The organism is Dactylosporangium cerinum (assembly GCF_042653625.1).
Lineage (GTDB): Bacteria > Actinomycetota > Actinomycetes > Mycobacteriales > Micromonosporaceae > Dactylosporangium > Dactylosporangium cerinum.
Window position 1 is genome coordinate 511,281 of sequence record NZ_JBHSIU010000041.1, and the last position, 16,124, is coordinate 527,404.

Here is a 16,124-nt window from a genome sequence, read left to right on the forward strand (position 1 = left end):
CAGCGGTCTGGAAGGCGGGACGGACGGCGGGGATACAAGCACCGTAACGCCGCCATCGGGCGCGGAAGGCGGGAAACCAGGGTGAATGTCGAACGCGGCCGTGCGGACGTTCCGGCACTAAGCTTTGACGGATGGCACATGACGGTGCGCGGCGCGGGACCGCGCCGCCCGCTGCGGGCAGTGACGGCGACACCGTCACGTCGGTGGTCCGCGCGCTGCTGTCGGCGGTGCCGTCCGGGTGCACCTGGCTGCTGCCGCTGACCGGCGAGGACGGCCACGTCGCCGACTTCCTCGTCGCGGCGGTGAGCGGCCGCGACAACGACCTCTACGGCCGCGGCGCCGACCGGCTCGGCGAACGGGTCAGCGAGCTGTATCCGAGCCTGATCGGCGGCCCGCTCTGGCAGCTCTACCTGCAGGTCCTCACCGACGGCGTGGCCGCCGAACTCCCCGACTTCCGCTATGCCGGGCAGCGGACCGGGATCGTGGCCGACTCCCGGTTCGAGATCAGCGTGCACCCCGTCCTCGGGGGGCTGCTGGTGTGGTGGCAGCGCGTCGACGAGGCCCGCCGCCGGCTGGAGCGCACCGAGCTGCTCGGCAGTCTCGGCTGGGCGGAGTACGACCTGGTCACCGGCCGCAGCGAGTGGTCACCGGGGATGTTCCGGATCTTCGAGCGGGACCCGGCGCTCGGCGCGATGTCGCGGTCGGAGCAGGCCGCGGCGCTCCTCGCCGACGACCGGGGGGTCAGCGAGACGGCCTGGCAGACCCTCGACAGCGGCGCCGCGTCCGACGTGACGGTGCGGTTCCGGGCCGGCGGGACGGTGAAGTACCTGCGGATCCTGTCCGACGTCGCCCGCGACGCCGACGGCAGCCCGCTGAAGATCTACGCCGTCGTGCAGGACGTCACGGCCCGCGAGGACACCCGCACGGCGATCGAGCGGCTCAGCGACCAGCTGCGCACCCGCGAGATGACGGCGCTCGCCGAGCACCGCCTCGCCGCGCAGCTGCAGAACCTGATCCAGCCGGTGCCGCTCGAGCCGTTCCCCCTGGCCGGGCTGCAGGCGGCGGTCAGTTACCTGCCCGCGGAGCGCGCCGTGCAGGTCGGCGGCGACTGGTATCACGCGCAGACCCTGCCCGACGGCCAGGTGGCGCTCGCGGTCGGCGACGTCGCCGGGCACGGCCTCGAAGCCGCGAACGGCATGGCGCACCTGCGGTTCTCGCTGGTGGCGTGGCTGTCCATCGGCATCCGCGACCCGGGCACGCTGCTCGCCCACATGAACCGGCTGTGCCTGCAGCTGAGCATCACCGGCACCGCCGCGATCGGCGTCTACGACCCCGGCGCGAGGACGCTGTCGTGGGCGCGGGCCGGGCACCTGCCGCCGCTGCTGGCCCGGGCCGGCGCGGTCAGCGAGCTGGAGCGGCCCACCGGGCTGCTGCTCGGCGCCGCCGACGACGTCGCCTACCCGGTCCTCGCCGCACGCCTGCGGGACGACGACCTGGTCCTGTTCTACACCGACGGGCTGGTCGAGCGCCGCTCGGCGAGCATCGACGTGATGCTCGACCGGGTGAAGCAGACCCTCGCCGACGTGTCCGCCGACCCCGGCCCGCAGCCGCTGACCCGGCTGCGCGGCCTGCTGCACTTCGCCAGCCCCGACGACGACACCTGCACCCTCGCGCTGCGCGTCCTGCCCTGAAGATCCTGCCCTGCTGCTGCTCACCGGCCGCACTGACGCTGCGAGCCCACGTCTGACCTGGCGGTGGCGGATCGTCAGCGGCGGCGCCGGGAGGACTTCAGCAGGGGGCGGGCCACACCGAAGACGAGCAGCAGCGCCAGCAGGAGCGAGCCGCCGCCGACGGCCGCGGCGCGGATCGTCCGGGAGCTCAGGCCGGGGGCATCGCCGGGTGGCGCCGTCGTCGCCGGTGGTGGTGGGGACGGGGACGCGGCGGCAGTGATCGGGCCGAGCGGGTCGGCGGTCACCGGCGGGACCGTCGCGGTGAGCGCCGAGTACGGGTCGATCAGCCCGTGCCCGAAGGCGTCGTCGCGCCCCGCGGTGCCCTTGTCACGGGCGGTTGTGAGGAGGCGGTTGAGGACGTTCGCCGCGTCCAGGGTCGGATACTTCGACCAGATCAGGGCGAGGACCCCGGAGACGATGGCGGCGGCGCCGCTCGTGCCGCTGCCGACCGCGAAACCGGAGGAGTAGCGGGACTTCGGGGCGGCCCCGATGATGTCCTGCGCGGGGGCGGCGATGTCGACCGTCGGGTCGGCGATGGACCCGTCCCACAGCCCGCCGGCGCGGGTGGTGCCGGCGACGGTGAGGACACCCGGGTAGCGGGCCGGCAGCGGGACGTGGTCGTCGCCCTGGGGGCGGTTGCCGCCGGCGGCGACGAGGATGGCGCCCTTGGCTCGCGCGTAGGCGATGGCGTCGACCTCCGGCTGCTTCAGCTCGTCGTCGGCGAGGGTGAACGACATGTTGATGATCTTCGCGCCGTGGTCGGCCGCGTACCGGATCGGCTCGGCGAGGGTGCCCTCGGGGTTCTTGAGCTCGCGGTTGCCGATCGGGATGGCGATCGGCAGGAGTTTGGCCTTCGGGGCGATGCCGAGCACGGCGCTGCCGCGGCCGGCGAGGACCGACGCCATCTGGGTGCCGTGGCCGTCGGGGTCGTCCCAGCCCTTCTGGCTCGTGACGCCGTTGGTGCCGGTGCCGGCGAGCAGGGCGCCGGCCAGGTCGGGCTGGGTGCTGTCGACGCCGGTGTCGATGACCGCGACGACGACGCCGTCGCCCTTGGCGACCTGCTGCGCCTTGGCGACGCTGAGCGCTCCGAGCCACCACTGCTGCTCACGGACGGTCTCGGCGTGGGCGGGCGCGGGAGCGGCGACCGCCGTGACACCGCCGAGCACCAGGGCTGCCACGGCTGCGCGCATTCTCACCACGCGACCGTAGCGAAGCGGGGCGGCAGCCCGCCCGCCGGCCTGCGAGAGCCCGGCGGACGGGTCACCGTCCCGATGTGCCGGCCGGGGTCAGGACCACCACCACTTCTGGTTGGCGCCGCCGTAGCACTCGTACTGCACGGCCCGGCCGAAGTTCTCGGTGCAGTTTCCTACCTGCCATCTCGTTCTCCCGGCCGGTTGAGCCCGATGTGCTGACCCGGCACACTGCGCGTGACGACAACGGGCCGCGCCGCTGCCGGTCCAGTTCACGACATGGGTGTCAGCCGGACGTGAGCGCCGCCGGGGACTCCGCGCCCGGGATCAGCAGCCGCGGCGCGCCGGAGCCGTCCGCCGGGACCGACCACACGTCGGGCCGGCCGTCGTCCTGCCGCAGCGTGTACGCCAGGGACGCGCCGTCCAGCCAGGCCGCCTGGTCGTCGACGCTCGCCCGCTCCGCGGTCTGGGTCACCCGCATGGTGGCGAGGTCGAGCACCGACAGCCGCCATCCCTTCGTCGGGTCCGCGTCGATCGCCTGCTTGAACGCGATCCGGGTGCCGTCCGGCGACAGCGACGGGCACTCGACGTTGTCCCGCAGGGTCTCCACGGTGCGGGCCGCGAGGTCGCCGCGGACCAGGTACCGGCGTCCGCCCGTCGACATCGTCGCGTAGAACCGGTTGTCGTCGGCGGCGAAGGTGACGCCCCAGAAGTTGACGTCGACGTTGCGGTAGGGGGCGCCGTCCCGGATGACCGTGAACTCCTCGAGGGTGTTCACGGTGGTTCCCGTGCGGGTGTCGAGGATGCCGGTCCGGGTGGAGAAGCCGCTGCTGGTGTACGAGTCGCCGCCCACGAAAACGGTCCAGGCGACGAACCGGCCCGACGGCGAGACCCGGGCCCGGTTCGGCAGCCCGGGCACGGCGAACGCCTGCCGCTGTTTGAGGTCCGCGTCGAGCACGACCACTTCGTAGCTCCACGCGCTCGACGGTCGCAGGCAGATCCCGGTGCCGGCGGCGGCGTACACCCGCAGGCACTCCACTGTGGACACGATGCGCGGGCCGGCCGGGTCGGTCGCGGACACGGACGCCAGGTGCCGGTCGGTGATCGTCAGCAGCCGCGGTCCCGGCGTCAGGGTCAGGGTGCCGGCGGCCGCCGCCTGGGGCGCTGGGGCCGCGGTGCGGTCGGCGGCGAGCGCCGTGTAGCCGGCGGCGACGCCACCCAGCAGGGCGACGGCGGCGGCGAGCACGCCGATCCGTGCGCCGTTGGACATCGGCTTCATCGCGTCTTCAACCCTTTTCTCAACAGCGTCAGCGTGGCGACGACCACGAGGGCGACCCCGAGCGCGGCGACCCGGCTGGCGGTCTGCGGGCCCCACGCCTGCCACGCGAGTCCGAAGAGGACGGACGAGGCGAGGTACGCCAGCGCCTGCCCCGTCTGGATCAGCGCGATCCCGGTCGTGCGCAGCCGGGCCGGCAGCACCGGGCCCGCGAGAGCGACGAGCACCCCGTCCGTGGCGGCGTAGAACAGCCCGTGCAGCGCGAGCGTGACGACGAGCAGCGGCCACCCGCCGAACGGGCCGAACAGCAACGCATAGGTCACGCCCAGCGCGGCGTAGCCGCCGAGGACCACCGGCAGTCGCCCGATCCGGTCCGCGAGCAGGCCCAGCGGCGTGGCGAGCAGCAGGTACGCGAGGCTGGTGCCGACGGCCAGCAGCGGGAACCACACGAGGCTCAGGTCTTCGCGGCGCTGGAGCATGAGGTACACGAAACCGTCGCCGATCGTGGCGAGGCCGAGCAGGCAGGCGGCCGCGACGAGCCGCCGGACCGGTGCGGCGCGCAGCAGCCCGGCCGCCTCACCGACGGTGACCTTCGGCGCTTCGGGTTTGCCGCCGTCCGGTCGTTCGCGCACGAACAGGACCAGGACCACCACGGCCAGCGCGGCGACGCAGAAGCTGGTGACGAACACGGCGTCGTAGGACTCCCCCGCCGCGGCGAGGACGGCGAGCGCGGCGAGGGGCCCGAGGAACGCACCGATGCCGTCCATCGTGCGGTGCACGCCGAACGCCCGGCCGAGTGCCTCCGGCGGGCTCGACGCGGTGATGAGCGCGTCCCGGGGCGCGGTCCGCACACCCTTGCCGAGCCGGTCGACGGCGATGACGGCGCCGATCGCGGCCATCGACCGGCCGGCCAGCAGTAGTCCGAGCTTGGCGACGGCGGACAGCGTGTATCCGAGCCCGGCGACCAGCTTGCGGGAGCGGATCCGGTCGGCAACGAACCCGCCGACGAGGCGCAGCAGTGCGGTCGCGCCGGTGTAGACGCCGTCGATGACGCCGTAGGCGAGCGGACTGACGTGCAGGCCGAGCACGAGGTACAGGGGCAGGACCGCGGTGACCATCTCGGCGGACACGTCGGTGATGAGGCTGACGGTGCCGAGCGCGACGACGTTGCCGCTGACCAGGGCCAGCCTCCTGCGGCGCGGACCGGCGGCGGGCGCCTCGGCCAACGGCTTCGACACGGTCGACAGGTACACCCGGCGCATTCCCTTCTGCAGTGACGGTCCGCCATCCTCCGCCGCCGCGAATTCCGCCGGCAACGTACCGCACAAGGCAGTCCGGCGTGCAGATCATGAACGGCGCTTTACATCGAAGTATTTCGCTATATGTTTACCTCACGGTACCGGCCCGGCCCATCGGCGTCCCTATGTTCCTTGCGCTTCTGCACACGCCCAGAGAAGGGTTTCTGGATGGGCATCCGTCTCACCCGCCCCCCGGTGACGATGGCGACGGTCGCGGTGCTGGTCGCCGCCACCGCCACCGTCGTCGTGGCCTCCGCCTCGCCGGCGTCGGCCGCCACGCAAACGTTCACGCCGGTCGCCGACACGTACGTCCAGAGCGACGCCACCTCCACCAACTACGGCACGGCCACGCAGATCGTCGTGGACAACTCGCCCGTGCGCCGGCTGTTCCTGCGGTTCACGGTGTCCGGCGTCAGCGGCACGGTCACCGCTGCCAAGCTGCGGCTGCGCACCATCAGCGGCAACGACGGCAGCGCCAACGGCGGCACGTTCAAGGCCATGAGCAACACGTCGTGGTCCGAGACGGGCACGACGTGGGCCAACCAGCCCGCGATCGACGGCGCCACCCTGGGCACCCTCGGCGCCGTCAGCCGCGACGGCTGGTACGAGATCGACGTCAAGGCACTCGTGACCGGCAACGGCACGTTCAGCATCGGCGGCAGCTCGACCAACACCGACGGCGCCTACTACGACTCGCGGGAGAGCGGCGCCGACGCACCGCAGCTCGTGCTCACCACCGGCACCACCACCCCGCCGTCGGGCGACCCCGTCTTCGTCGGCGCGGGCGACATCGCCAACTCCGGCTCCGGCGACAGCGCCACCGCGGCACTGATCGACAGCATCCCCGGCACCGTCTACACGCTCGGCGACAACGTGTACGACAGCGGCACCGCCAGTGAGTTCAACTCCTACTACGAGCCGACCTGGGGCCGGTTCAAGTCCCGCACCCGCCCGACGCCCGGCAACCACGACTACGTCACGTCGGGCGCGTCCGCGTACTACAGCTACTTCGGCTCCGTCGCCGGCCCGTCAGGTCGCGGGTACTACTCCTTCGACCTCGGCAACTGGCACATCGTCTCGCTCAACTCGAACATCAGCATGTCCGCCGGCTCCACGCAGGAGCAGTGGCTGCGCACCGACCTGGCGGCCAGCACGAAACCGTGCACGCTCGCCTACTGGCACCACCCCCTGTTCACCTCCAGCTCCAACCACGCGCCGTCGACGTCGACCCGCCCGCTGTACCAGGCGCTGTACGACTACAACGCCGACGTCGTGCTGTGGGGCCACAACCACGTCTACGAGCGCTTCGGCCCGATGAACCCCAGCGGTGGCCTCGACACCGCCCGCGGCCTGCGCACCTGGGTCGCCGGGATGGGTGGTGCCAGCCACTACGCGTTCGGCACCATCCAGCCCAACAGCGAGGCCCGCAACAGCTCCGCCTACGGCGTGCTGAAGTTCACCCTGCACAGCAACACCTACGACTGGCAGTTCGTGCCGGTCGCCGGCCAGTCCTACAGCGACAGCGGCACCGGCTCCTGCCACTGATCGCCACCACCATGACGCGGTGGATCCGCACCGATCCACCGCGTCGCGGCGGGCCACCGGCACATGACGACCGGCGCCGGGGTCTGGCCGGGAGGCACTGCCGCGGCGGCGGCCACGAAATTACGGTCCAGGCATGGATCTCACGTGGTTTCAACGGTTCGGCGCCGTCAGCGGCGTCGTGCTCGGGCTGTCGATCGGGGTGCCGGGGGCGGTCGAGGCGTTCACCGGCGAGACGTCGGCGACGAGTTTCGCCCTGGGGCTCGGGGTGGCGTTCTCGGCGCCGGCGGTCACCGCGCTCTACCTGCACCACCGGGCCACCGCCGGCCGGTTCGGGGCGGTCGCGTATGCGGTCAACCTGCTCGGTCTCGGGCTGTTCACCGGGGTCGCGTTCGCGCTGAACCTGGTGCTGTTCTACCTCGACAAGTCCACTGTGGACTCGCTCCTGGCAGGGCCGACCGGGTCGGCGGTGTCGATCAGCGCGCTGGTGTTCGTCGCCGGGACGGTCCTGTTCAGCGTGTCGATGGTGCGCTCCGGCGGCTTCCCGAAGCTGCCCGCGGTCGGCTACGGCGTGGCGCTGACGCTGCTCGCGCTGCTCGCGCCGCTGCCGGACAGCCCGGCCACCAGCGTCGTGCACGTCGTGGCGGCGGTGTCGATCGGGTGGCTGTCGCTGGCGGTGCTGCCGGCCCGCCGTCCGGTGCCGGTCGCTGCGTAACCTGGTGGGCATGGGTCCGCCGCGTCCGGTGTCGTGGCTGCCGTACGTGATGTACGGCGCCGTCCTCATCGCGGGCCTGCACGACCTGACCCGCGGCCAGAACGGGGGCCCGGCCCAGGCGGCCGGGCTCGTCGCCGCGATCGGGGTGCTCGCCTCGCTGGAGCCGGTGGAGCGGCGGGTCGCCGCGCCGCCGTGGCTCTTCCTGGCCGCGCGGACGGCGCTGTTCGTGGCGGTCGCGGCGCTGGACGGGTCGGGACTGTCGAACCTGCTGTTCCTGCTGGTGCCGTTCACCGCGTACTTCGCCTACGGCAGGCGGGTCGCGGTCACCCTCGCGGCGGCCGGGGTGGTGCTGCCGGTCGGCTGGGCGACGGTTGCCGACGCGTACTGGTACCGCAGCGGCGAACGGGTGACAGATGTGCTGATGCTGGGCGTCGGCATGGCACTGGCGGTCGCGATGGCGGCGGCCGCGGTCGGTGAGTCGGACTCGCGGGCCCGGCTGCGGCTGGCGCTCGCGGAGGTCGCCGAGCTGTCCGCGGCGGCGGAGCGGGGCAGGGTGGCCCGGGACATCCACGACGGTCTCGGGCACCACCTGACCGCGGTCAGCATCCAGCTGGAGAAGGCGACGGCGTTCCGGGACCTCGACCCGGCCGCGGCGGAGCAGGCGGTGCGCGACGCCCGGGAGTCCGCGGCCCGGGCGCTGGACGACGTGCGCGGCGCGGTGCGGGCCCTCGCCGCGCCGTTCTCGCTGTCCGACGCGCTCGCCGAGCTCGCCTCGGCCGGTGGCGCCGGGGTCTGCGCCGTGGACGTGGAGGTGTCCGGCGACGAGCCCGACCTGCCGGTCGCGGCGCGGGTGGCGCTGTTCCGGGCGGCGCAGGAGGGTGTGACCAACGCCCGCCGCCACGCCGGCGCCCGCCGGGTCACCGTGCGTGCGACGTTCGGCGGTGCCGCGGCCCGGCTGGTCGTCGCCGACGACGGGCGCGGGTTCGCCGACGGCGCCACCGACGGGTTCGGGCTGCGGGGCATGCGCGAGCGGGTGGCCGCGGTGGGCGGCGACGTCGAGGTGGCCGCGAAGCACGGGGTCACGGTCACCGTCACGGTGCCGGCCACATGACCGGTCCGGAGCGAAGCGGAGGACGCATGACCGGTCCGGAGCGCAGCGGAGGGGCCGGTCATCATGGGCTCAGTCCGGAGGTCAGGCGGCCGGAGCGAAGCGGAGGACGCATGACCGGTCCGGAGCGCAGCGGAGGGGCCGGTCATCATGGGCTCAGTCCGGAGGTCAGGCGGCCGGAGCGAAGCGGAGGACGCATGACCGGCGTCCGGGTCCTCGTCGTCGACGACCAGCAGCTGGTCCGCGACGGCATCGCGTCGCTGCTGGGCATCCAGCCGGGGATCGAGGTCGTCGGCACCGCCGCGGACGGCGCCGAGGCCGTCGCGAAGGCCCTGGAGACCGCGCCGGACGTGGTGCTGATGGACGTCCGCATGCCCGGCATGGACGGCGTCGAGGCGACCCGGGAGCTGTGCGGGCGCCTGCCCGGGTGCCGGGTGGTGATGCTGACGACGTTCGACGACGACGATTACGTGACGCGGGCGCTGCGGGCCGGCGCGACCGGCTACCTGCTGAAGGACCTCGGCGCGGCCGACCTCGCCGCCGCAGTCCGGCTCACGCACGCCGGGGTGGCGCCGCTCGCCGCCGGGGTGGCCGCCCGGCTCGCCGCGCCGCCGGCCGATCAGGGCGTGCTGACCGCCCGGGAGGTGGAGATCCTGCGGCTGGTCGCGAAGGGCGCGACGAACCGTGAGATCGGCCGGGTCCTGTTCGTCAGCGAGGGCACGGTGAAGAACCACGTGTCGCGGGTGCTGGGCCGGCTCGGCCTGCGCGACCGCACCCAGGCGGCGATCTACGCCCGCGAGCACGGCCTGCTCAGCGACTGAGAGCTACGCCGTTGAGCGCGACCCCGCGGACATAGACGGCGCGGATGCGGTGCAGCGCGCCGGGATCCCGCAGCGGGTCGCCGTCGACGGCGAGGACGTCGGCGTCGTACCCGGGGGCGAGGCGCCCCTTGCGGTGCCCGAGCCCGCAGGTGGCTGCGGCCACGGAGGTCGCGGCCCGCAGCGCGGCCACCGGGGTCATGCCGATCTGGGCGAGCTGGGCGACCGCGGAGCGCAGCACGTCGTGGGGCTTGACCGGCCCGATGCCGGCGTCGGTGCCCGCGGTCATCACCGCCCCGGCGGCGTGCAGGCGGCCCAGCCCCGCGATCATGAGGGGCAGTCTGGACAGTACGGCCGGCGGCGGGGCGAACCCGGGCACCGGCACGAAGCCCACGGTCATGCCGACCGCGACCCGCTGCGCGACGATGGCGGCGAGCACCGCGTCCGGGATCGGGTCGACGCCGTCGGCGGACATGAACGAGACGTGTTCGAGGCCGTCCACACCGGCCGCGAGGGCGTCGGCGACAGCCTGGGTGCCGTGGGCGTGCGCGGTGACCGGCAGGCCGAGGCGGTGCGCCTCGGCGACTGCGGCGCGCAGCTCGTCGGGGCCGAACTGGGACACCTCCGGGCGGCTGCCCGGCGTGAGGTTCCCACCGCTCGCCATGATCTTGATGACGTCGACGCCGCGGTCGGCGCGTTCCCGAACGGCGGCGCGGATCCCGTCGACGCCGTGGGACGCGCCGCCGAGGTAGTGGCAGTGCCCGCCGGGCGACGTGATCGGCGGTCCGGCCGCCACGACGGTCGGCAGCGTCGCGTCGGAGGCCGCGGCGGCACGCACCGCGAGGGAGCCGTAGCCGCGGTCGCCGAGGTCCCGGACCGTGGTCACCCCGCCCCTGGCGGCGTGCCGGGCGGCGGCGGTCATCGCGGCGAGGGTCTCGGCGTCGTCCCGGGCAGCGAGGCTGCCGACCGGGTCGGCGGACGCGTCGAACGCCAGGTGGACGTGGGTGTCGACCAGGCCCGGCAGCAACGTCGCGGCGCCGAGGTCGACGACGGTCGCGCCGGCGGGGACGGGCAGCGCGGTGCCGACGGCGGTGATCGTGCCGCCGTCGAGGATCACGGTGGGGTCGGGCATCAGGGTGCCGGCGGTGCCGTCGAACAGCCACGCCGCGCGCAGGACGGTGTTCACGTCGCTGAGCGTGCGCCCGGGTGCGGTGGCGCGGCATCGGTACAGGTACTGAGTTCGGCGCGGGCGAGCAGGGCGCGGCGCTCCTCGTCGCTGAACGCGGCCGCGGCGGCCTGCCGGAACAGTGCGGCGGCGCGGTCGGGCTCGCCGAGCCTGGCGGTCAGGTCGGCCTCGACGGCCAGGGCGTGCGGGTAGCCGTCGAGGGCACCGCCGGCGCGGGCCGCGGCGAGCACCGCCAGCCCGGCCCGCGGCCCGTGCGCGTAGCCGTGCGCGACGGCCCGGTTGAGCTCGATCACCGGCGACGGCTGCCCGGCGGCGAGCCGGTCGTAGCAGCCGGCGATCCGGAGCCAGTCGGTGTCCTGCGCCGACGCGGCGGTGGCGTGGCAGGCCGCGATATGCGCCTGCAGCCCGTAGACGCCGTCCGCCGCGACCCGGGCCAGGATCGCGCTGCCCTCGGCGATGGCGGCGTGGTCCCAGCGGGACCGGTCCTGCCGGTCGAGGGTGAGCAGGTCGCCGGCGGCGTCGCGGCGGGCGTCGCGGCGGGAGTGCTGGAACAGGAACAGCGCCAGCAGCGCCGGCACCTCCGGCTGGCCGGGCAGGAGCCGCTCGACCAGGCGGACCAGCCGGATCGCCTCGTCGGCGAACGCGGGCTCGCCGTCGGCGTTGTACCCCTGGGTGAACAGCAGGTACAGGACCGCGAGGACGCCGGGGAGGCGTTCGGTGAGCGCCCGGCCGGTCGGCACCCGGTACGGGATCCCGGCCGTCGCGATCTTCGTCTTGGCCCGGGTGAGGCGGCGGCTCATCGCCGACTCGGTGACGAGGAACGCCCTGGCGATGTCGGCGGTCGGCACCGCGCAGATGGTGCGCAGCGTCAACGCGACCCGCGCCTCGAGCGGCAGCGCCGGATGGCAGCAGGTGAAGATCAGCCGCAGCCGGTCGTCGTCCAGCGCGTCGGGCGCCGCCGGCTCCGGTGCGGTCAACGCCAGCACCGCCAGGTCGCGCAGCTTGCGCTGCTCGACCTGGGACCGGCGCAGCACGTCGACGGCCCGGTTGCGGGCGACCGTCATCAGCCACCCGCCGGGGTTGCCGGGCACGCCGTCGCGTGGCCACCGCTCCAGCGCCGCGGCGAGGGCATCCTGGGCGCTGTCCTCGGCCAGGTTCCAGTCGCCGGTGACGCGGATGAGGGTCGCGACGATCTTCGGGTACGCCTCGGCGGCTGCAGCCGCGACGGCTGCGGCCGTCACCGTGGGGCGGCGTACGGGCGCAGCTCCAGGCGCCCCCACCTGGCCATCGGGTGCGCCCGGGCGACCTCGATCGCCTCGTCCAGGTCGGCGCATTCGAGCAGGTCGAACCCGACGATCACCTCCTTGGTCTCGGCGAACGGGCCGTCGGAGACCAGCAGCTCACCGTTGCGGACCCGGACCGTCGTCGCCGACGCCGTGGGGGCCAGCTCGTTGCCGGTCAGCCGCCGCCCGGCCCGGTCGTTCTCCGCCACCCACAGGTCGATGTCCGGTTCGGGCGCTTCATCCGTGTCCGGCGACGTGTCAGTGCAGACGAACATCATGTACTTCATGGCTTCGCATCCTCCGCTGGTCGGGATCTCACCATGGTGACGAACGGCGCAGCCCCGTTCGGACAGAAACCCTAGGCCAGTTGGAAGCGGGACACGATCTGCTGCAGCAGTGCTCCCCACCGTGCAGATCGGTTGCGGATCGGGGCGCCTGAGGTGAACCAGCCAGTTTCACCCGGTCGCCACGGGGCACCCCGGAGGCGTGGGCCGCGGCCGGCGGCCGGATGGAAGTGGGTTCGCGATGGGACTGAACGAGAAGGTCGGCAATCAGGCCGAAGAGGCCAAGGGCAAGGTCAAGGAAGGCGTCGGCAAGGCCACCGACGACGAGCAGCTCGAGGCCGAGGGCAAGGTCGACCATGCGTCCGGCAGCCTCAAGCAGGCCGGCGAGAAGATCAAGGACGTCTTCAAGGACTGAGCACGCATGCCAAGGGCCGGCGCCGAACGAGGCGCCGGCCTTTATGCGTCCAGGGTCAGCAACGTCTCCGCGAGCAGGCGCCGCACCAGCACCAGCCGGTCGTCGTCGTCAAGGCCCGGCAGGTCACCGACGCGGTGCACCCGGCCGTCGAGCAGCTCGCGCACCGCCGCCGCGCATACCCCCGGCATCGTGACGGTCCGGTCCGGCGCCACGATCGCCACGGAGGAAGGCGCTTCGGAGGCCCGCAGCAGCAGCCCCGGCCGCACCTGGACCCGGTCGGCCACGGACAACCGCGCCAGCGCCGCCGCCTGCGCCACGGGCCGTATCGGCGCGGGCCGCGCGACGGCACCCGTGCGCCGCCACCCCCGCACCAGATCCTCCGGTGCAAGCGTGTCGAGCCATGAATGCAGCGCCTTGACGGTGTCGGCGAGCACCGGGGCGATCGACGACCCGTCGCCCAGGTCGGTGCCCATCGGCAGCCCGACTCGCAGCGCCGGTTCGTCGGCGGCGAGGTCCAGCAGCGCCTCCCCGACGCTGAGCCGGGTCGGCGCGCGCAGTCCCAGTGTCAGGTGCAGCGACCAGTCGTCGAGGGCCGAGGCGGCGTGCAGCCAGCCGCGCGGCAGATACAGCGCGTCGCCCGGCGCCAGGACGGCGTCCAGCACGGGCGGTTCCTCGGCGACGGCGGCCACCTCGTCGGCGCGGCCGCCCCACGGCTGCCGCTCGACCGGGTCGGTGACCACCGGCGGGTGGACCTGCCACCGTTTGGTGCCGGCGACCTGCAGCACGAAGACGGCGTGGGTGTCGTAGTGCGTGGCGAAGCCCTGGTTGCCGGGCGGGGTCAGGTACGCGTTGATCTGCACCGGCACGCCCAGCTCGCGGCCGAGCCCGCCGGCCAGGTCGACCAGCGGCGGCCAGATCCGGTGCAATCCCTGCAGCACCAGCGTCGCGCCGCCGTTGAGCAGTTCGAAGACCCGTTCGTCGTGGACCTGGTCGCCGATCTCCGCGCCCGGCCCGCCACCGCCGGTGTACCGGGACGCGGCGATCACCTTGCCCCGCTGCGCCATCCGCACGAACGGTGTGCGCAGCCCGCGGCGGCTCAGCAGCTCGTCCACGTCGTCGAGGTCGAGCAGGTCGGTGTAGTCGTCGACGCGGCGCGACAGCAGCGGCGCGCGGTCCCAGTGCCGCTCGGCGAAGTCGTCGGCGGGGATCGGGACACATCGGCGCAGCGCGGTCCGCGCGCCGCCGCTGCCGGTGGTCATTCGCTCGCGCCGCCGTCCGCACCGCCGTCGGTGGCCCGGGCGTCCGCGCCGCCGTCGTTGGGGCCCTCATCCGCGCCGCCGTCGGCGCCGCCGTCCTCGGCCTCGATGTTCGCGCCGCCGTCGGCGGTGCCCTCGTCCATCATCGCGCCGCCGTCGGCGCCGCCGTCGTGCGCGGCCGGCACGGCACCGCCGTCGGCGGGTCCCTCGGGGCCGGGGCCGGGCGGGGTGGTGGTGATGTCGTCGTCGTTGAGCGCCATCGGTGAACTCCTCTGTCGGTGGTCGGAGCCTCCCCGGTACCCCTCCCGCGACGAGATCAACCGGATCGACGCAGCGCCGCCCGGTGGTGCGCCGCGACGATCAGGGCGTCGAGTTCGGCGGCGGTGCGAGGGCCCGGGTTGAGCACGCACACCCAGCCCTGCCGGCCGTAGGACGGGTGCGGCAGGATCGCGTCGAGGCGGGCGAAGTCCACGCCCGCCCGCCGTTCCTCCAGCGCCGCGGGCGGATACCCGAGCAGCCGCTGGAACTCCTCGCGCCCGGCGTGGACGTTGACGCGGAAGACGCCGGGCCGGTCCAGCCGCGACGCCTCGTCCCAGCCGGGGGTGTCCCGCCCGACGATCGTGGCGAACGGCATCCGCCGGTCCGGGCCGACGTAGAAGAACCGGTCGCCCCAGCTCGTCTCGGGCGCGCCCGACTCCTCGGTCGCAAGGAGCAGTTCGGTGCCGGGCAGCGCCAGGATCCGTTCGGCGAGGGCCGCCGGGTCGGGTCCCTGCGGCGCGGCGGCGGGGACGTGCAGCACGGCGTCGCAGCCGGCGAGGGTCGCCGCGTCGAGCGGGAAGTACCCCTGTTCGGCCGTGACGTCGGTCCGCTCGCGCAACCCGTCCGCGACCGCGGCCAGCGCGGCGGCGTCCACGAGGCGCGGACCGAGCGCGTGCCCGGCAGCCGGCACGGCGTCCACGAGGCCTGGGCCGAGCGCGTGCTCGAAGGTGCCGGCATCGGGCGCCGCCAGGCCGAGGGCGGCGCTGGAGCCGAGGCTGCCGGCGATGTACACGTACCGCCCGCCGAGCAGGGTCGCGGCGACGGCGCCAGCGCTCGACCACGTCAGGTCCATCCCCGCGAGGTGCCAGGTGCTCGGGTGCCGTTGCAGGTGCCGATTGTGGGCGAAGACCAGCGTCGGGCCGCGGTGCCGCTCGGCGGCGCGCAGGTCGAGCAGGTTGCGGGCCATCAGCGCGTCGCGGATCCCGAGCAGCCGCGACGTGCGCTCCTGCGGGGCGATCGGGTCGGCCGCGACGGCGTGATACCGCAGCAGCCCGAGCGCCGTGCTGCCGTGCACCTCCGCGCGGTGCCAGGCCCGCGGTGAGGACGCTTCGACCAGGCGCGGCGCCTCGGCGTACAGCGTGGTGACCAGGTCGTCCGCGACGACCCGGAGGGTCACGGCGGCCGCCCCGCCGCCGACGGACTTCGTGGCGTCCATGAGCGCGGCGGTGTCGCTCCAGCGCCCGTCGTCGCCGAGCAGCGCCCCGAGGTCGGTGCGGCCGTGCCGGAGCCCGTCCGGGCCGAGGTGCGCGGTGAGGTAGTCGTGCAGGTGCCGCAAGTACCGCCCGGGGCTCGGCGCGGTGGTCATCTCCAGCGGCGCGTCGAAGCCGTGGAACGCCACCCGGTCGCCGGGTGGGCGGCCGGCGTTGTGCTCGCGCAGCCAGGCGACGAGGTCACGGTTGGCGTCCAGCTGCCCGAGGCCGTGGCTGAACCCGGCGGCCACCACCGCGTCGAGGGTCCCTTCGCCGCCGCGGATGTAGTCGTCGACGTCGAGCGCGGCGACCCGGTCGGACTCGATCGCGACGGACCGGAAGCCGTCTTCGACCAGGGCCTGGAGCAACGCATTGCGCAGCTGTGGGAACGCGGGCTCGCCGTGGGTGGGTTCGCCGAGGGCGAGCAGTTCCGGCGACGTGAGCGGCGCAGTGATCAGGGCGCGGACCTCGGCGACCGGTGCAGGAGTCATGACCTCTACCGTATCGTTGAACCG

At 74.1% G+C, this 16,124-nt stretch carries 15 protein-coding genes; 6 read left to right on the plus strand and 9 right to left on the minus strand.

All coding sequences use genetic code 11. The annotated features are described in order from the left end of the window. Positions 1–131 precede the first annotated feature (131 nt). Positions 132–1,691, plus strand: coding sequence for a PP2C family protein-serine/threonine phosphatase (locus ACFPIJ_RS31375; RefSeq protein ID WP_380120285.1), 1,560 nt, complete (start codon positions 132–134; stop codon positions 1,689–1,691). A 74-nt stretch (positions 1,692–1,765) separates the two neighbouring features. Here the strand turns inward: ACFPIJ_RS31375 and ACFPIJ_RS31380 are convergent, their stop codons facing one another. The 3 genes from ACFPIJ_RS31380 to ACFPIJ_RS31390 all read right to left on the minus strand — a co-directional run bounded on the left by ACFPIJ_RS31380 (position 1,766) and on the right by ACFPIJ_RS31390 (position 5,434). Then, entirely contained in the window at positions 1,766–2,920 is a 1,155-nt protein-coding gene (locus tag ACFPIJ_RS31380; RefSeq protein WP_380120930.1) for a S8 family serine peptidase, read from the minus strand. A 286-nt stretch (positions 2,921–3,206) separates the two neighbouring features. Then, positions 3,207–4,199, minus strand: coding sequence for a hypothetical protein (locus ACFPIJ_RS31385; protein ID WP_380120287.1), 993 nt, complete (start codon positions 4,197–4,199; stop codon positions 3,207–3,209). Next, complete coding sequence (locus ACFPIJ_RS31390; RefSeq protein WP_380120289.1) at positions 4,196–5,434, minus strand: MFS transporter; 1,239 nt, start codon at positions 5,432–5,434, stop codon at positions 4,196–4,198. Before ACFPIJ_RS31390 ends, ACFPIJ_RS31385 begins: the two co-directional genes overlap by 4 nt. 228 nt (positions 5,435–5,662) lie before the next feature. Here ACFPIJ_RS31390 and ACFPIJ_RS31395 point away from each other — a divergent pair, with 228 nt between their 5' ends. The 4 genes from ACFPIJ_RS31395 (at position 5,663) to ACFPIJ_RS31410 (ending at position 9,680) form a co-directional block, all read left to right on the plus strand. Continuing rightward, positions 5,663–7,039, plus strand: coding sequence for a CBM96 family carbohydrate-binding protein (locus tag ACFPIJ_RS31395; protein WP_380120291.1), 1,377 nt, complete (start codon positions 5,663–5,665; stop codon positions 7,037–7,039). Positions 7,040–7,172: 133 nt separating this feature from the next. Then, on the plus strand, positions 7,173–7,751 hold the full coding sequence (locus ACFPIJ_RS31400) for a hypothetical protein (RefSeq protein ID WP_380120293.1): 579 nt from the start codon (positions 7,173–7,175) through the stop codon (positions 7,749–7,751). 10 nt (positions 7,752–7,761) lie between these two features. After that, on the plus strand, positions 7,762–8,862 hold the full coding sequence (locus ACFPIJ_RS31405; protein WP_380120295.1) for a sensor histidine kinase: 1,101 nt from the start codon (positions 7,762–7,764) through the stop codon (positions 8,860–8,862). A 194-nt stretch (positions 8,863–9,056) separates the two neighbouring features. Next, positions 9,057–9,680 (plus strand): response regulator transcription factor, encoded by a 624-nt coding sequence (locus ACFPIJ_RS31410; protein WP_380120297.1) that lies wholly within the window; start codon positions 9,057–9,059, stop codon positions 9,678–9,680. Here the strand turns inward: ACFPIJ_RS31410 and ACFPIJ_RS31415 are convergent. The 3 genes from ACFPIJ_RS31415 to ACFPIJ_RS31425 are packed head-to-tail and all read right to left on the minus strand — an operon-like array spanning position 9,670 to position 12,433. Continuing rightward, positions 9,670–10,863, minus strand: a complete 1,194-nt coding sequence (locus ACFPIJ_RS31415) for a metal-dependent hydrolase family protein (RefSeq protein ID WP_380120299.1) — start codon at positions 10,861–10,863, stop codon at positions 9,670–9,672. The two genes, ACFPIJ_RS31410 and ACFPIJ_RS31415, sit on opposite strands and share 11 nt — an antisense overlap. After that, entirely contained in the window at positions 10,860–12,104 is a 1,245-nt protein-coding gene (locus ACFPIJ_RS31420; protein ID WP_380120301.1) for an RNA polymerase sigma factor, read from the minus strand. Before ACFPIJ_RS31420 ends, ACFPIJ_RS31415 begins: the two co-directional genes overlap by 4 nt. Beyond that, positions 12,101–12,433: a YciI family protein gene (locus ACFPIJ_RS31425; RefSeq protein ID WP_380120302.1), complete on the minus strand. Its 333-nt coding sequence runs from the start codon at positions 12,431–12,433 to the stop codon at positions 12,101–12,103. Before ACFPIJ_RS31425 ends, ACFPIJ_RS31420 begins: the two co-directional genes overlap by 4 nt. Before the next feature lie 238 nt (positions 12,434–12,671). Here ACFPIJ_RS31425 and ACFPIJ_RS31430 point away from each other — a divergent pair, with 238 nt between their 5' ends. Then, entirely contained in the window at positions 12,672–12,845 is a 174-nt protein-coding gene (locus tag ACFPIJ_RS31430) for a CsbD family protein (RefSeq protein ID WP_380120304.1), read from the plus strand. 41 nt (positions 12,846–12,886) lie between these two features. Here the strand turns inward: ACFPIJ_RS31430 and ACFPIJ_RS31435 are convergent, their stop codons facing one another. Genes ACFPIJ_RS31435 through ACFPIJ_RS31445 form a run of 3 tightly spaced genes read right to left on the minus strand, consistent with a single transcriptional unit; the run spans position 12,887 to position 16,100 of the window. Continuing rightward, positions 12,887–14,104 carry a cupin domain-containing protein gene (locus ACFPIJ_RS31435; RefSeq protein ID WP_380120306.1) on the minus strand — a complete coding sequence of 406 codons (1,218 nt, stop codon included), beginning with the start codon at positions 14,102–14,104 and terminating at the stop codon, positions 12,887–12,889. Then, on the minus strand, positions 14,101–14,361 hold the full coding sequence (locus tag ACFPIJ_RS31440) for a hypothetical protein (protein ID WP_380120308.1): 261 nt from the start codon (positions 14,359–14,361) through the stop codon (positions 14,101–14,103). Before ACFPIJ_RS31440 ends, ACFPIJ_RS31435 begins: the two co-directional genes overlap by 4 nt. 56 nt (positions 14,362–14,417) lie before the next feature. After that, positions 14,418–16,100, minus strand: coding sequence for a DUF6194 family protein (locus ACFPIJ_RS31445; protein WP_380120310.1), 1,683 nt, complete (start codon positions 16,098–16,100; stop codon positions 14,418–14,420). Between the last annotated feature and the right edge of the window lie 24 nt (positions 16,101–16,124).